General features: G+C 65.6%; 10 protein-coding genes. 6 read left to right on the plus strand and 4 right to left on the minus strand.

Annotated features, from left to right (window positions below; all coding sequences use genetic code 11):
• The first annotated feature begins 31 nt into the window (after positions 1-31).
• Together treS and ACYQ00_RS04995 are read left to right on the plus strand one after the other, a co-directional pair.
• Positions 32-3,451 carry a maltose alpha-D-glucosyltransferase gene (gene treS / locus ACYQ00_RS04990; RefSeq protein WP_460031063.1) on the plus strand — a complete coding sequence of 1,140 codons (3,420 nt, stop codon included), beginning with the start codon at positions 32-34 and terminating at the stop codon, positions 3,449-3,451.
• A gap of 39 nt (positions 3,452-3,490) precedes the next feature.
• Positions 3,491-3,985 (plus strand): hypothetical protein, encoded by a 495-nt coding sequence (locus ACYQ00_RS04995; RefSeq protein ID WP_460031064.1) that lies wholly within the window; start codon positions 3,491-3,493, stop codon positions 3,983-3,985.
• A gap of 10 nt (positions 3,986-3,995) precedes the next feature.
• On the opposite strand, the gene ACYQ00_RS05000 is transcribed toward ACYQ00_RS04995, so the two are convergent.
• On the minus strand, positions 3,996-5,186 hold the full coding sequence (locus ACYQ00_RS05000) for a zinc-binding metallopeptidase family protein (RefSeq protein ID WP_460031065.1): 1,191 nt from the start codon (positions 5,184-5,186) through the stop codon (positions 3,996-3,998).
• Positions 5,187-5,450: 264 nt separating this feature from the next.
• Between ACYQ00_RS05000 and ACYQ00_RS05005 the strand changes: the two genes are divergently transcribed.
• The 4 genes from ACYQ00_RS05005 (at position 5,451) to ACYQ00_RS05020 (ending at position 11,639) form a co-directional block, all read left to right on the plus strand.
• Complete coding sequence (locus ACYQ00_RS05005; protein WP_460031066.1) at positions 5,451-7,493, plus strand: hydantoinase/oxoprolinase family protein; 2,043 nt, start codon at positions 5,451-5,453, stop codon at positions 7,491-7,493.
• On the plus strand, positions 7,490-9,124 hold the full coding sequence (locus ACYQ00_RS05010; RefSeq protein ID WP_460031067.1) for a hydantoinase B/oxoprolinase family protein: 1,635 nt from the start codon (positions 7,490-7,492) through the stop codon (positions 9,122-9,124). Before ACYQ00_RS05005 ends, ACYQ00_RS05010 begins: the two co-directional genes overlap by 4 nt.
• Positions 9,125-9,186: 62 nt before the next feature.
• Positions 9,187-10,023: a hypothetical protein gene (locus tag ACYQ00_RS05015; RefSeq protein ID WP_460031068.1), complete on the plus strand. Its 837-nt coding sequence runs from the start codon at positions 9,187-9,189 to the stop codon at positions 10,021-10,023.
• An 83-nt stretch (positions 10,024-10,106) separates the two neighbouring features.
• Complete coding sequence (locus ACYQ00_RS05020) at positions 10,107-11,639, plus strand: tetratricopeptide repeat protein (RefSeq protein ID WP_460031069.1); 1,533 nt, start codon at positions 10,107-10,109, stop codon at positions 11,637-11,639.
• Between the two features lie 188 nt (positions 11,640-11,827).
• On the opposite strand, the gene ACYQ00_RS05025 is transcribed toward ACYQ00_RS05020, so the two are convergent.
• The 3 genes from ACYQ00_RS05025 to ACYQ00_RS05035 form a co-directional block, all read right to left on the minus strand.
• Positions 11,828-12,655, minus strand: a complete 828-nt coding sequence (locus ACYQ00_RS05025) for a glycoside hydrolase family 19 protein (protein WP_460031070.1) — start codon at positions 12,653-12,655, stop codon at positions 11,828-11,830.
• Positions 12,656-12,869: 214 nt separating this feature from the next.
• Entirely contained in the window at positions 12,870-15,365 is a 2,496-nt protein-coding gene (locus tag ACYQ00_RS05030; RefSeq protein WP_460031071.1) for a penicillin-binding protein 1A, read from the minus strand.
• 219 nt (positions 15,366-15,584) lie between these two features.
• Entirely contained in the window at positions 15,585-16,013 is a 429-nt protein-coding gene (locus ACYQ00_RS05035) for a hypothetical protein (RefSeq protein WP_460031072.1), read from the minus strand.
• Positions 16,014-16,558 lie beyond the last annotated feature (545 nt).

Consider the following 16,558-nt stretch of genomic DNA (forward strand, 5'->3'; position numbering starts at 1 on the left):
GCAGGCATTCTCTTGTAATAAGGAGCCCTGCATGCCCACGGACCGCACCGCCACCTGGTACAAGGACGCCATCCTCTATGAAGTCCATATCCGCAGCTTTTATGATGCCAATGGCGACGGCATCGGGGACTTCATCGGCCTGACCAAAAAGCTGGACTACATTGCTGACCTCGGCGTCACGGCCATCTGGCTGTTGCCTTTCTATCCGTCTCCCGGCCGCGACGACGGCTACGACATTGCCGACTACCTGAGCATCAATCCCGATTATGGAACCATGCATGACTTCAAACAGTTCCTGAAGCAGGCGCACGCCCGCGGCCTCAAGGTCATCACCGAACTGGTCCTCAACCACACCAGCGACCAGCACGCCTGGTTCCAGCGCGCCCGCCGGGCTCCCAAGGGATCCAGCCAGCGTGATTTCTACGTCTGGAGCGACACCCCGGACAAATACACCCAGGCCCGCATCATCTTTCAGGATACCGAAACCTCCAACTGGACCTGGGACCCCCTGGCCAAGGCCTATTACTGGCACCGCTTCTTCTCCCACCAGCCGGATCTGAACTTTGAACACCCGACCGTAAAAAAGGAAATGTTCAAGGTGGTGGACTTCTGGCTGGGCCTGGGCGTGGACGGTCTGCGCCTGGACGCCGTGCCCTACCTGTACGAAGCCGAAGGCACCAACTGCGAGAACCTGCCCAAGACTTTCGCTTTTCTCCAGGAACTGCGCGCGCATGTGGACAGGAAATTCCCCAACCGCATGCTCCTGGCCGAGGCCAACCAATGGCCTGAGGACGCCGCCCGCTACTTTCGCCCCGATGACACCGGCCCGGCCTGCCACATGGCTTTTCATTTTCCGGTCATGCCCCGGCTGTACATGGCCCTGCGCATGGAGGACCGCTTTCCCATCATCGACATTCTTGAACAGACCCCGGCCATTCCCGAGACCAGCCAGTGGGCCATCTTCCTGCGCAACCACGACGAACTGACCCTGGAAATGGTCACCGACGAAGAGCGCGAGAGCATGTACCGCAGCTTTGCCCCCAACCCGCGGGCCCGCATCAATCTGGGCATCCGCCGCCGCCTGGCCCCGCTGCTGGGCAATGAGCGCCGGGTCATCGAGCTGCTGCACACCCTGCTCTTCACCCTGCCCGGCACCCCAGTGCTCTACTATGGCGACGAAATCCGCATGGGCGACAACATCTACCTCGGCGACCGCAACGGCGTGCGCACGCCCATGCAATGGAGCGCCGACCGCAACGCCGGCTTTTCCAAAACCAATCCCCAGCAGCTTTACCTGCCCGTCATCATCGACCCGGAATACCATTACGAAGCGGTCAATGTGGAAAACCTGGAGTGCAATCCGGCCTCCTTCCTCTGGTGGGTCCGCCGGGCCATTGCCGTGCGCAAACGGCACGACAGCTTCAGCCGCGGCACCCTGCGCTTTGTCCAGCACGCCAATCCCCATGTCCTGGCTTTCATCCGCAGCTACGGCGACGAGGCCATCCTCGTGGTGGTCAACCTTTCCCGCTTTCCCCAGGCCGTGCGGCTGGATCTGCGCGAATACAAGCGCTGCACCCCGGTGGAACTCTTCAGCGGCAACGCCTTTCCCGCCATCGGCCTGGCCGGGGAGGAGTTCTACAGCCTGACCCTGACCCAGCACAGCAGTCTGCTGCTGCAGCTGGAACGCAGCGCCGCCGAACGCATGGCCGCCCAGGCCCAGCCGCCCCTGGCCACCCTGACCCTCAAGCCCGGCGGCTTTCTGGATCGCGCGGCCAAGGACGAGCTGGAAGCCTCCATCCTGCCGAATTATCTGAAACGCCGAGGCATTATCGCCTCCCGGCACCGCGACCTGCGCCGCCTGGAACTCCTGGAAGCCCTGCCCATGGGCGGCCACGGCCAGCCCGTCTGGTTGTTCATCATCCAGCTGGATCGCCCGGCCGGCCCCAGCCAGTACGTGCACCTGCTGGTCAGCGCCCACTTTGGCCAGGATGCCCACCGCCACATGGACGGCCGCGAGCCCCTGACCCTGTGCCGCTTTCTGACAACCCCCGGCGAGGGCGAAGATACGGGCGGCGGCATCCTGCGCGAGGGCTGGCCGGACCACGCCCCGGCGCATACCTTCCTCTCCCACTTCTCCCAATCGCGCACCATCCAGGCCTCGCGCGGCACACTGGAAATCCTCCGCTGGCGCAATGGCAAGGACACTTCCCTCAAGGCCCTGGGCGAGCAGGCCGCCGCCGTCTATCAGCCCCTGGACCAGCACATGGCCCGCGTGGAGATGGGTGATCTGCATCTCAAAATATACAGCCGCACCGAGGCGGGCCCCCGGCCCGGAGTGGAGATGCTCAAGGCCCTCCAGTCCCTGCACCATGGCCCATCGCAGCGCAGCCATCCGGCCGTGCCCGAGCTGCACGGCCTGCTCAGCTACCGGCCCGCCGTCAGCCAGACCGGGCCGGGTCGCCCGGTGCTCATGGCCATGCTCTACCGCCAGCCCCATGCCGAGACCAGCCTGGCGGATCTCTGCCGCAATCAGCTCCAGGCGGCCATGGAAACCCTGCTTTCCGACCGTTCCGCCCTGGACAAGCCAGCCCCGGGCGCGTCCCCCCTGGAGATCTTCACCGGGCGCGCCCAGCCGGACGCCCCCGCCTGGATTCCCGGCTTCATGCTAGAGCTGTTCCAGCGCCTGGGCGAATACATGGCCGGCCTGCACCGCGCCCTGGCCCGGCCGGAACTGGGCCGGACCTTTGTGCCGGAGCCGTTCTCCCTGCTCTACCAGCGGTCCGTGTTCCAGAGCATCCAAAGCGGCGTGAAGAGCGCCTGCACCACCCTGGAGCAACAACGCCCCCTGCTGCCTGAGGCCGTCCAGCCCCTGGCCACGGCCCTGGTGGGCCAGCGCAACAGGACCATCCAGACACTCAAGCGTCTGGCCACCCTGCAGCTGGACTGCATCAAAATCCGGGTCCATGGCGCCTGCCATCTGGACCACCTGCACTTTACCGGCAAGGAGCTGTTTCTGGCCGACCTGGATGGCGACGAGAGCAAATCCCTTTCCGAACGGGCCCTCAAGCGCAGCTGCCTGCGGGACATGGCGGATCTGGAACGCTCCCTGTGGCGCCTCTCCCACGAGCAGCTGGCCGGCCTGCGCACGCTGCGGCCAGAGGACGCGGCGCTGCTGGCGCCCTGGGTCACAGTCTGGACGCGCACCCTGCTCTCCCACTGCCTGCAGGCCTACCTGCGGGGCCTGGAATACCCCATGCAGCCCGCGGCCCGGCTGCTTCCCGGTCGGCCTGAGGAGGCGGCCTTCCTCTTCGCCGCCTTTGTCATCGACCGGCGCTTCCAGGAAGTCGCCGCGGCGGCCGTCGCCTCCAGCCCGGCCACGGCGGCCCTGCTGGAATCCACCCTGGCCCTGTTGGAGGTCGTGTCCGCAGATTCAACCGACGCGAAAACGTAACGCACCGCAGGCAGGCTGCCTGGCAGGGAGGGGGCGCCCATGGCCAACAAGACTGTCGAAGAGCAGATGGCAATGCTGCAACAGATGACCTCACCCGTCCTGGTGCAACGCATGCGCTGGGCGTCCGCGGGCATCCTGGCCGGCATGGCCGGCATGGCCATGTATACCCTGCATGGGGGCTGGATCATGGGGACGCTGGTGATCGGACTGATGACCTGGGGTATCTTCTCCAGCGTGCCGCACCTGCGCAACGCCGCGCGTGGCGCGCGCGAGGGGGAGCGGCAGCCCGGCGAGGCCGCGTTGCGCCCGAATCCGGATTCCGAATCCGGCGAATTTTTGGCGGAAGTGATTGAGGCTTCCGGCCAGGGCTGGACCTTTGCCTTCATCCCGCAGGGCTGGAAACCCAGGGCGGAGCGCGTACCCGTCTCGGTGGTGCGGCTGCCGGACGTCACCTGGCCGGTGCTGGTCATCGGCCCCGAAGGCGTGATGCTGCCGCGCAATGCGCCCGAGCGCCTGCCGGTGATCGGGGCCTGACCTGCCCGCGTCAGCGGCTGCAAAGCAGGCGGATGATTTCCCTGGATAATTCTGCCGCCCGGGCCAGCGCATCCGTACCCAGGCGGGAGGGCACGTCCAGAGGGGTGTGCAGGGCAGGGTCTCCCTGACCATCGGAAAGACGCACAAACGGCGTACGCAGCCAGGGCAGAGCGGCCGGATCATCCGGGGCAAGCTCGCGCCACTGCTCCACACGTACCCCTGCGGCAGCGGCGGCCTCGCGGGCCAGGGGCAGCAGGGCGGCGCTGGCAGCCACTTCCAGGCGACCTTCACGGCTGCCCAGGGCGCCCAGTTCCAGCACGGCTGCCGGGGCCCGGCCCTGGCGCAGGAGGGCGTCGCGACAGGCGGCGTCACCGCGGCGGCCCAGAGTCTGGGCGCCGGCGGCGCAAAAGAGCGTTTCCCGCCAGCTCTCCCAGGCCGCCTCCCAGGACAGTTCCCGGGCCAGATGCAGCAGCAGGGCCAGCCCGGCCGCGCCGTCCATGGCCTGCACGCCGTTCCAGAAACTGTCGTACCGGGCCATGATCAGCGCCGGTGGCTGCACCGCGCCGGGCAGACAGAAAAGCAGGTTCTCCGCGGCCGCATCACGCATGCCGCCGTGCACTTCCAGGTCCACTTCCAGCGGCAGGCCGCGTTCAAGCTGCTGGAACAGGGTGTGGGCGTCGTGGCCGGAGATGCTGACAGCCGGAATGCTGCCCTGGGATCCATCGCCGGTGCAGGCCACGCAGCGGATGGCGTGGCCGGAAAGATCCGTGGCCAGGATGGCCCCGCCGGCGCGCCGGGCGCAGGCAGTGGCGTAGTCGCGGTGCGGGTCCCGTCCGCGCAGGCAATGCACCGCGCCACGTGGAACCGGGGTCGCCGGGGTGGCCTGATTTTTCTGGCCCGCCTGGCCTCCCGGGGCAATTCCCTGCACCAATTGGACGGCCGACACCTGCCCCGGCCGCGAGCAGGCCACTGGCTCGCAGACCAGTTCCCGCTTGTCACCTGCCGGGCCCTGCACCCGAACTATGGCTTCTTCCAGGATATAATTGCGGAACCGGAACTTTTGCCGGCCCAGGGACAGGCCGATGGCGGCCATCTCCTGACTCAGGAACCCTTTGACGCGGTCCACGGCCTGGGATCCCATCCAGCGGGCCCCAAAGCTGCAAAGCGCCTCCACCGTGGCAAAAATGGCGTGCCCGTCCATGATCCGAGTGGAAGCCTCCGCATCCCAGGTGCTTGCGAAAAGGCGCAGCTGCGCCAGCCAGTGAGACACGAAAGATGAAAAAAAGATGCCAACTTTGAAACACTGAAATAGTTGAGGAATCAGCAAACATTTTTCTGATCATTTACGGAACTGTCAATTGTTGTGCGGAAATTATAACAAATTTGCAAATCTCAACGCAACATCCCGTCTTCCCGCTGCGCCGGTGCCTTGCCTTCCCCCAGGCTTTCTGCCATGCCGGCCTTCATGAACGCTGACCTTGTGCTTGGGGTGGACACCGGCGGCACCTTTACCGATTGCCTCTGTCACGACGGCCGTCAATGGCGCGCCCACAAGCGGCTCTCCTCGCCGCAGGACCCGGCCCGGGCGGTCATTGAGGGCGTGCTGGCCCTGAGTGGCTCGGAGGCCGGACGCTCTCGCCACATCCGCCACGGCTCCACCGTGGCCACCAACGCCCTGCTGGAACGCCGCGGCGGGCCGGCAGCGCTCATCGTCAACGCCGGATTCGAGGACCTGCTGCGCATTGGCCGTCAGAACCGGCCCGAGCTCTACGATCTCTTTGCCCGGCCCGAGCTGCCCTGCATCGCGCCGGCGCACTGTTTCGGCCTGCCCGGCCGGCTGGACCATCAGGGCCGCGAGCTGGAGCCCCTGGATGAGGCTGCCCTGGCAGCCATCGCGGATGGCCTGGCGGCCAGTGGCGTGGCGGCTGTGGCCGTGTGCCTGTTGTACAGCTTCGTCAATCCGGCACACGAGTTGCGCGTGGCCGACGCCCTGGCCCCCCTGGGCCTGCCCGTGAGCCTTTCCCACCGCATCCTGGGCGAATTCCGGGAGTATGAACGGGCCAGCGCCACGGCGGTGAATGCCTATGTGGCCCCGAAGATGGACCGCTACCTGGCCAACATCGAAGCCTCCCTGCGCACCGGGGACAGTCTGCGGATCATGCAGTCCAACGGCGGGGCCATCAGCGCGGGCACGGCCCGCCGCGAGCCGGTGCGGACCATCCTTTCCGGCCCGGCCGGCGGTGTGGCCGCGGCCTGGCAGGTGGGGCAGGCCGCGGGGTTTGACCGGCTGCTGACCTTTGATATGGGCGGCACTTCCACGGATGTGTCCCTGCTCCATGGCGGCCTGTCCATGACCACGCACACCCAGATCGCCGGGCTGCCCGTGCGCATTCCGATGCTGGATATACACACCGTGGGCGCGGGTGGCGGCTCCATCGCCCGACTGGATGCCGGCGGGGCGCTGCAGGTCGGTCCGCGGAGCGCCGGCGCGGAGCCCGGACCCGTGTGTTATGGAACCGGACGGGAACTGACCGTGACCGACGCCAACTGCCTGCTTGGCCGGTTGCAGCCGGACTTTTTTCTGGGCGGATCCATGCGTCTGGACAGGGACCGCATCCTGCCCGTGGCCGAGGCCCTGGCCAAGCAGGCTGGCATCCCCCCGCAAGAATTGGCCGAAGGGGTGCTGGACGTGGCCAATGCCGCCATGGAGCGGGCGTTGCGGGTCATTTCCGTGGAACGGGGGCACGACCCGCGGGGGTGCACCCTGCTCTGCTTCGGCGGCGCGGGCGGGCTGCACGCGGCGTTTCTGGCGGCGTCCCTGGGGGTGCCGCGGGTTCTCATCCCGCAGCATCCCGGCCTCTTTTCCGCCCTGGGCATGCTCCTGGCCGACGTGCTCAAGGACTACTCCCGCACGGTGATGCTGCCCCTCACCCCCGCCACCGCCGCCGCCCTGCCCGAGGCCTTCGCCCCGCTGATGGCCCAGGCCCTGGACGAACTCCGGGCCGAAGGCGTGGCCGAGGCGGACATCTCCCTGGATTGCACCCTGGACATGCGCTACCAGGGCCAGAGCTTCGAACTGGGCGTACCCTGGGAAGGCGTTGCAGGAAAGAAGAACGGTTCGGGAGAGGAGGAAGCATCCCCCGAAATCGCCCTGCGGGCCGCCTTTGACGCCCGCCACGCCGCGGCATATGGCGCGGCCGTGCCCGGCCGGGCCATGGAGATTGTCACCCTGCGCGTCCGGGCCCAGGGCCGTCTGCCCCGCCCTGCGTTGCCGGCCCTGCCCCTGGCCGGTGAAGCGCCACCGCCGGGCGCCCATCTGGCCACGCGGCCCGTTGTCTTTGCCGGGCAGGCCCATCCCGCCGCCATCTGGCAACGCGAGCGGCTGCAACCGGGCAATCGCCTCGCCGGACCGGCAGTGGTGGTGGAATATTCCTCCACCACCATCCTCCCCCCTGGCTGGCAGGCCCGGGTGGACACCTACGGCAATCTGCTCCTGGAGACAGCATGAGCACGCCCCCGCACCGCTCCTCGCCCATCGCGTTGCCCATCGCGTTGCCCATCGCGTTGCAGGTCTTTGCCCACCGCTTTGCCGCCGCGGCCGAAGAGATGGGCGGCACACTCATGCGCGCGGCCTTCTCCCCCAACATCAAGGAACGCCGGGACTTTTCCTGCGCCGTGTGCGACGCTGCCGGGGGGTTGGCCGCGCAGGCGGCCCATATTCCCGTGCACCTGGGATCCATGCCCTTGTCCGTGCTGGCCGTGATGCAGGACCCTGCCCTGGGCCGGCTGGAGCCCGGCGACATGGCCGTGTGCAACGACCCCTTTCGCGGCGGCACCCACCTGCCGGACATCACCCTGGTGGCACCTGTCTACGTCCCCGGCGAATCCGCCCCGCGCTTCTACGTGGCCAACCGGGCCCACCATGCCGATGTGGGCGGCATGTCCCCGGGGTCCATGCCCCTGTCCTCCTCGCTGTTTCAGGAAGGACTGATCATCCCGCCCCTGCGGCTGGTCCGCGCCGGCGAGGTTGACCGGTCCCTGCTTGCGCTGATTCTGGCCAATGTCCGCACGCCGGCCGAACGCGAGGGGGACTTTGCCGCCCAGATCATGGCCAACCTCGCCGGCGTGGCCCGCCTGCAGGCCCTGATGCAGGCCCACGGCCCCGACACCATGACCGCCATGGCCGCCGCCCTGCAGGAGTATGCCGAGGCCCTCTGCCGCAGCGCCATCGCGGCCCTGCCCGATGGCGAGCACACCTTTGAGGATGTCCTCGACGGCGACGGCTGCGGCGCGACGGACATTCCCCTCCGCGTCCGCCTGCACATCCGGGGCGACACCATGGAGATTGATTTTGCCGAGTCCGCGAATCAGGTGGCCGGCTCGGTCAACGCCGTGCGGGCCATCACCCTGAGCTGCGTGCTCTACGTGCTGCGCTGCCTGCTGCCCGCGGGCGCGCCCACCAACGCCGGCTGCCTCCGGCCGGTGACGGTGCATACCCGGCCCGGCAGCGTGGTGGATGCCCGCTTTCCGGCTGCCGTGGCCGGGGGGAATGTGGAAACCAGCCAGCGCATCGTGGATGTGCTCCTGGGCGCGTTGAGCAAGGCCGCGCCGGGCCGCTTTCCCGCCGCCTCCCAGGGCACCATGAACAATCTGACCCTGGGCGGCGTCGATCCCCGCACCGGCCAGGCCTTTGCCTACTACGAAACCCTGGCCGGCGGGCATGGGGCCTCGGCTCACGGCCCTGGCGCGTCCGCCGCGCATTCCCACATGACCAACACCCTGAATACGCCCGTGGAGGCCCTGGAATACGCCTGCCCCCTGCGGGTCCGCCGTCTGGCCGTGCGGCAGGGCTCCGGCGGCGCGGGCCGGCATCGCGGTGGTGACGGCCTTGTCCGCGAGCTGGAAGCCCTGGCCCCCATGGAGGCCACCCTGCTGACCGAGCGTCGCACCCATGGCCCCTGGGGCCTGGACGGCGGCCTCCCCGGCCAGCCCGGCTGCACGCTGCTGCTGCGTCCGGATTCGTCACCCGTCGAGGTGCCGGGCAAATGCCGGCTGCACCTGGAAGCCGGCGACATCCTGCGCATCGAAACTCCCGGGGGAGGCGGCCATGGCACGCCCCCGACACGCACGACGGATTGATTTTTTGCGAAAGATGAGGAATGCTGGCGGTGGCGAGGTTGGGGGAATCGAGGATCAGCAGCATGCGTACGGCGGGTTTTTTTGCAGCGGGCATCGGCTTTTTCGTGATGCTCTTTGGCTGTATTTTTTTCACCGGCAGGATTCGGGAGCGGGCGGAGCTTCTGGATACCTTGATTCGCGAGACCCTGCCGGCGGTGGACGAGGTTTCCCTAGGGCCGCCGGCCAATACCCGCGCCGAGGCCCTGGCCATCGCCCTGGCTCAGGCCATTTTCCTGCGCACCAATGCCCCCCTCGATGCGAACATGCTGGACTGGTACGAACTGCTGGAAAGCATGTCGCCCTTTAACGTCAGTGCAGCCACCGCGCTCAAGTATGGCGGGTTCGGCCTCAAACAGCACTCGCGCTACGGGCCCTGCACCACCATGTCCCGCACGCTCATTCTGGCTCTCAAAAGACTCAATGTCCCGGCGCGCCCGTTATACCTGGAAGCCGATGAACGCGGACTTGGCGGCGGGCACAACATTGTGGAATTTTATGACGAAGGCCGCTGGAAGGTCATCGCACCGTCGGACCGCGCATTTGTCTGGCGCACCCGCGACGGCCGGGTGGCCTCGGTGGCGGATATCGTCGCCTCCCCCGAGGTTTTTTCCCAGGTGTACGAGAGCTATCCGCACTATCAGTATCTCTTCCACAAGCCCAGGCGATTCTCACTCCCGGATGCACCGGAATTCCTGCGCTCATTTATTGCACTCTTTTTGACCAACGATGGCGATGGCCCCGTGGCGCCGGCCCTGTTTCAGTCACCCAGGGGCTTCATGTTCCGCGTCTGTCTGGTGCTCGCCAGCCTGTGCGCCGCAACGGCCATCTGGCTTAGACCCCGGCGGTACATCGAGGAATGATGCTCCGCTCTTCACGGGTTTACCGTCTCCTGATCACGACGCTGCTCCTTGGCGGCGTTTGCCTTGGCAGGCACGGGCTGGCCTTGGCGCTGCCCGCCGCCGCGCAACTGCAGCTGCAACTGCAGGCTGCGGAAGCGCTGTTCTGGAGCGGCCAGCCTTCCCAGGCCCTTGCGGAAACCAGGGCGCTGGTGACCCAGGCAGGCGACGACGCAGCACTCCCCCTGGCCCAGCTGGGCCACCTGCATGATGCGCTGCTGGAATTCGAGGAGGCATGGCAGGCGCACACCCTGGCCCTGCAGAACGCCACCCAGTCTTTTGGCCCGCACAACCCCGCGCTCGTCCCGTACCTGAGCGCCCTGGGCGAGCACTGGATCCAGGCAGGCGATCTTCAGCAGGCCTCCCAGTGGTTTGAAACCGCCCTGGACGTCGTGGCCCAGGCCCTGGGACCAGCGCACCTGAATACGCAGTCCTTTTACAATGTCCTGGCCTCGCTGGCCATGCTGCGTGAGGACAAGGCCGCCGCACTTGGCAACGCCACGCGCTCGCTGGAGGTGGTCTCCCTGGCGCTATGGCCCGAGCATCCCGCGCACATCAAGGCCCTGGGCATGCTGGGTACGGTGCAGGCACATTTTGGGGAAGTGGACGGTGCCCGCCAGAGCATCGCCGCAGCCATTCGCCTGGGGCAGGTCCAGCTGGGGCCGACACACCCCGACGTGCTGCGCATGCAGCTGCAGGAAACGGGCATGGACTTCCCGACAGAGAAATCTCCTGCAGCGGAAGCCTCCATGACTGAAAATCCCGGGCCTGCCACTTCTGCGACTGGGCCTGATGCGGATGCGGCTGGGCGCGGACAGGAGGACCCGGCCGAGCTGGACGCGGCCGCCGCCCGGGCCCGGGACATCCTGCGCAAGGCCCTGGACGCCTGGGGGCCTGCCTGGCCCAGGCTGGTCATCCAGGCCGAGGCCTCGGGCGTGGCGCGCGCGCTGCTCCATGCAGGGCGGCCGGCAGAAGCCATCGCCCTGCAGCGCATGCGGCTGGCCCTGTGGGACGCTGCCGGCCTGGCGCAGCATCTGGGGCGCGATCTGGATCTCACCCGTCTGGCCAGGCTGCTGCTTGCCGCCGGCCACCCCCGGGAGGCGTTGGAGATATTGCAAACCCTCCTGGCTCCCACCGTCTGGCGGCGGATTTTCCTGGTGCACTCGCCAGCCGCCCTGGCGTTGCTGCATCGGGACCTCGACTCCCGCCTCGCCCTGCTTCGCCAGCTGATCCAATCCCCCGCTGCGCCCGGGCTGCGCGCCGAGGCTGCCCGCCTGCTCGATGACGTGACGAAGCATCCGTTTTATTCCATGCCCTTCAGCGCCGTGCAGGCAGCCCAACGTCAATTCAAACACACTACCCCGGATGGCGTCGAGCAATACCGTCTCCGCACCCTGGCCATGCGGCTGCAAGGAGAGGGGCCGCAAGGGCAACCGCTGGAGCGCTATGCAGACCGACTGACACGGATCCGCTCCCGCATTGACCGGCGCTTTGCCCTGCTCCCGCATGCGCCAGATGTGCCAGATGTGCCGGATGCCTCTCCCACCCCTCCCCCTGCGGTCCCTCCCAGCACCCCCTAGTGTGACGTCCCGAAATGAGGTGAAGGTTCCAGCCTCTTACTTCGGGGAGAACCGTCCGCCAAAATGTGTGGATTTTGGCGGCCCAGTGTTGCGTCTTTCAGACAAGGACACATGGTGTGGACGCATTTCGAGCGTGGAAGCGAGGCGTTGCGTTCCCGTCCGAACCTGTTTCCCGGCGTGGATACGCTTCAAGCACACCCGACGCGCAAGGCCGCCTTGGCGCGCCGAAGCAGACGGCTGCGGTCTTCCAGGCCGTGCAGTCCGCCGTTGATGCGCCGGGTGACCCTGGCCAGATCATCGGCATCGGCCAGGGCGTTCAACCCTCGCGTTTCCCAAAACCAGCCCGCCACATCCACACACAGTTCCGGCTCGCGGGCCACGCATTCAGGCTGTTCCAGCAGATCGCGTTCCCGGCCCAGGCTGCGGCCATAGGCGGCGTAATTGGCCCGGCCAGTCAACTGTATCAACCCCCGGCCCTTGAAGCGGGGACCATCACCGCGCTCGGTGTTGCCGAGCTGGAGCCGGCCTTCGTATTCCCGGCCGGACGCCAGCTCTTCCCGATGTCGCAACTCGGCGGATTCATGCCCCACCTGAGCCAGAAAATGCGCCTGCCGCAAAGGCGAATCGATATTCCGGGCACGCATGCAGGCCAGCACAGCCGGTCCCAGGGTCTGCAGGTCAGCATCTCGCGCATGGACGAACACCAGCCGCAGATGCGCACTCTGCGCCAGCGGTGGGGGCAGCAGGGCCATAAGGGCGTGCAGGGTCCTGCCTCCAGGGGTCAGACAGCCCTCGGCAGCGCCAAGGCCCGGCGTCCTCTCCTGAAACGCCCGCAGGGCCGCTTCGGTCCGCGGTCCCCACACACCATCTGCGATCAGACCCCCGGCCGGTCTTGCGCGAGTTCCGGCCAGTTGCAGCAGGCGCTGCACCGTGCGCACGTCTTCCACATTGTTCGGCGCGCCCGTTCCCACGGGCAACAGGACCAGACCGGCCCAAAGGCTTCTGGATTCTTCCATGCACATCCTCCCGGCAAAGCGTTCCGGCGGAGCATTATGGTTGACTGGCAACACTCAGCCATACCGCGCACGGTTTCGGGAAGGACAGGGGGAAGCGCTTCCGTGAAGAGGGCCGGTTCTGCAACCACCGTCCCCACAGAGGAAGGAACCCTGCGGAATTTCATGTTCGCAGGCGGAACGCGGGACTGGCCAGATTCTGACGTCCGGCTGATCGTCAGAACATCGACTTGAGCAGTTCCTCGCGGGTGGTGGCAGCGGGCGGCGCACTGCGGGGGGGCTTACGGCTGGTGGAGGCTGGTTCCATGAACGCGCCAGTGGCGGTGTCCAGGGCGGGCTCCACTGCACGCTGCGTCAGGGCCGGCTTTTCCTCCATGCCTGGAAAGGCCATGAAATCATTATAAATCAAGTCCTCTCCGCCAAAATTTCCGGCAACCCGCAAGGGCACGGGCTGTTCGCCGGGGCGCACGTCCGGGGAGCGGAAATCCTGCACCGGGTACATGTCTTCCACCTTCAGCCGGTAAGCCGCCCAGATGGGCAGGGCCGTCCGGCCGCCGGTTTCGCCAGCGCCCATGGGGGTCAGCTCGTCAAACCCCACGTAGACGCCGGTCAGCAGATAGGGCGAGAAGCCCATGAACCAGGTGTCGATTTCATTATTGGTGGTGCCGGTTTTCCCGGCCACGGGCCGGCCAAGCACCCGGGCCCGCGTGCCTGTGCCAGCCTGCACCACCCCCTGGAGCATGGAGGCCATGAGATAGGCGTGTTCCGGGCTGATGGCCTGCTGATACTGCGGCTTGATGCGCAGAATCTCCTCACCCCAGGCCTTGCGGACGCTGTGGATGAAGCGCGGCTTGACGTAGGAGCCGTCCCGGGCAAAGGCAGAGTAGGCCTGCGCCAGATTGATGGGCGTGAACACCTGCGCTCCCAGCGCGATGGGCAGGTACGGCGGGAATTCCCCTTCCAGCCCCAGCTTGCGCGCATGGGCGATGACCGTGCGGATGCCCATATCCGCGGCAATGCGCACGGTGACCAGATTTCTGGACTTGGCCAGGGCCGTGCGCAGGGGCATGGGGCCCATGGACCCGCCACCGTAGTTTTTGGGGCTCCAGGTGCCGATGGTGATGGGACTGTCCAGCACGATACTGGACGGGTTGTAGCCGTGTTCCAGGGCGGCGGAGAACACGATGGGCTTGAAGGCCGAACCGGGCTGCCGGCGCGCCTGGGTGGCCCGGTTGAACCAGCTTTCATTAAAATCATACCCGCCAACCACCGCCACCACGTCACCCGTGGGCGGCTCCATGGAAATGAGCGCGCCCTGCACCAGCGGCTTGTCCCGCAGGCGGCACAAGAGCGTGTTTTCCTTGGCGAGCGCCTGACAGAGATCCTCCAGCTTGCGCCGGGCGGCGGCTTGTTCCGGCAGGGCCTTGTCCAGAGCGTCCATGGAGACGTCCGGACTTTCCACGCTGACCCACACCACGTCCCCGGGTCGCACGCTGCCCTTGGCCCAGCGCGCCCAGGCTGTCTGCTGCGCCGGAAGAAAGCCCTTCTGGCTGCCCATGCGCAGGTCGTACCCGCCGCTGCGCAGCCCCACTACCAGGGCCTGAATCCACTTGCCCGGCTCCAGGTCTTCTGGGGCTGGTTCACGCGCCAGAAAGGCTTTCCATTGCTCCGGCTTGCGCTGCTCCACGGGCCCGCTCCAGCCGTGGCGTTTGGAATACTCCTCCAGGCCAAAGCGCAAGGCCATTTCCGCCGCGGCCTGATGCTGGAGATCCACGGCGGTGTGCACGTGCAGCCCTTTCTGATACACGGCGTCTTCGCCAAAGCAGTCCAGGGGCATCCCTTTTTTGCGGACGTTTTCTTCAGAAAACTCCTCAATGAGCTGCCGGCGGACTTCTTCCAGGTAGTACGCGCCCAGGCCCCAGGATGGCTCGGGCATGGGCTTGAAGACCAGTTCCTGCCTGCGCGCGTTCTCGTATTGCGCCGGGCTGATCCAGCCCAGTTCCAGCAAGCGGGCCAGGGCCACGCCTTTGCGGCTGTGGGCCTTTTCCGGATTGGTGTAGGGGTTGTACATGCTCGGGGCCTTGGGCATGCCGGCCAGCACGCAGCCTTCGGCCAGGGTCAGCTCGCCCACGTGCTTGCCGAAGAAGGTCTGGGCCGCCGCCTCAACACCGTAGGCCCCGGCCCCGAAGAAGACCTGGTTGAGGTAGATGGTCAGGATCTCGTCCTTGGTCAGCCGGCTGTCCAGCCGGAAGGCCAGGATGGCCTCCTTGAGCTTGCGCTCATACTTCTTTTGCGAAGTCAGGAGGATCTGCTTGATGATCTGCTGATTGATGGTGGAGGCGCCCTGGACGATGGCGCCAGCCTCGTAGTTGGCCAGGGCAGCTCGAAGGATGGCGGTGAAATCCACGCCCTTGTGCTCGTAAAAGGTATGGTCCTCCATGGCCAGAAAGGCCTGGACCACATGCGGCGGCACATCCTCCAGCTTTATCAGGAAGCGTTTTTCCCGGTACAGATAACCCAGGATTTGCCCATCACGAGCATAGATGGTGGTGACAAGATTGGGTTCGTAATCAGTGAGCTTGTTGAAATCAGGCAGGTCGCGGGTCACCCACATGTACAACCCGCACGAGGCCAGAACAGCCGAGGCCACGGCAAGAAACACCACGAGCAGGCCGAAGGTGGCCAGATAATATCGCAGCTTCAAGAGAGACACGGATCCCCCCGCCTGGTTTCCCACCCCTTCTCAGCGGCTTGCGTGCGCGAGCTGCCGCCTGTGGGTGAGAACCATACAATACGCAGTTGCTCCCCGCAAAGCAACCACAGGGCGAACCTGCGTGGCATCTTGCACAAAAAAACACGGCAACCGCCGGGGCGGGGAGGCGCCGCCCGGCGGTTGCCGGCAAGAGGATGTATGCAGGACGAGGAGAGAAAACTATTCAAAGACCAGGAGTTTGACTTCCTCGCACGGCACTTCGCCGCGCTTCAGCTGGCCCTGGATCTTATCATAAAACTCAAAGGTGACCTTGCCGTTAATGTCGCCGGTCATGGCCTGGATGGCTGCACCGGGGAAGACATCCATCACCCGGCCGCGGGAAGGACGATGCCCGCGGATGGTGATGACCAGATTGTCCATGCCGCGGTTTTCCACGCTTTTGATATCATGTGGATTCACCACACGATAGATGCCGTCATGGATAAAGTGGTAATCCGTGAAGCCAACGTTCAGAAACTTGGCAACCTGCTGCCGCTCGCCGTTCAGGGTATAGATGTATCCTTTCAGATACAATGCCTGATCCTGCGCACCCAGGGAGGCGGGCATGGCAAGCAAAATGGCAAACAGCAACATAAGCATCCGACGCATGGCGAACCTCCCGTGGCAAACACAATCCAACGGACAAAGCGCATAACGCAACCAAAACCGCACAGCCAGAGCAGCGCACCCCGCAATGATGCGGCTCAGCACAATGCCACCCTGCCACCAGACAATTACATTCCCGTTACTAGCACCAAACAAATCCATTGACAAGTACCAAGCACATAAATTGCAGTCGACAGCAGACTGTATTGCAGGCTCCCCGCTGCATTCACCACAGTGTAAACAATTTTTAGAGTACAACAATAGTGTCTATTGATGTATTTTTCACAATATCTGCATTTACAATTAGCAATTCTCGACAATTGATATAATTATATGTCGCCATTGCTACTATTTCAACCTTCGTCTCGAATGAACATTCACTCCTCTTCACTCTTTCAAATTGCCTGGATGCGTAATCCTACATGTAATATTGTATCATGTGATCCAGCATTGCATCCGTAGCCGCTTCATTCATGGCCACATAAAAAAGCACGCCGCGCCTCTCATGAGACGCGGCGTGGAAGTGCCGTATGCCCGGAATGCGGCCC

This window comes from Megalodesulfovibrio paquesii (assembly GCF_054653055.1).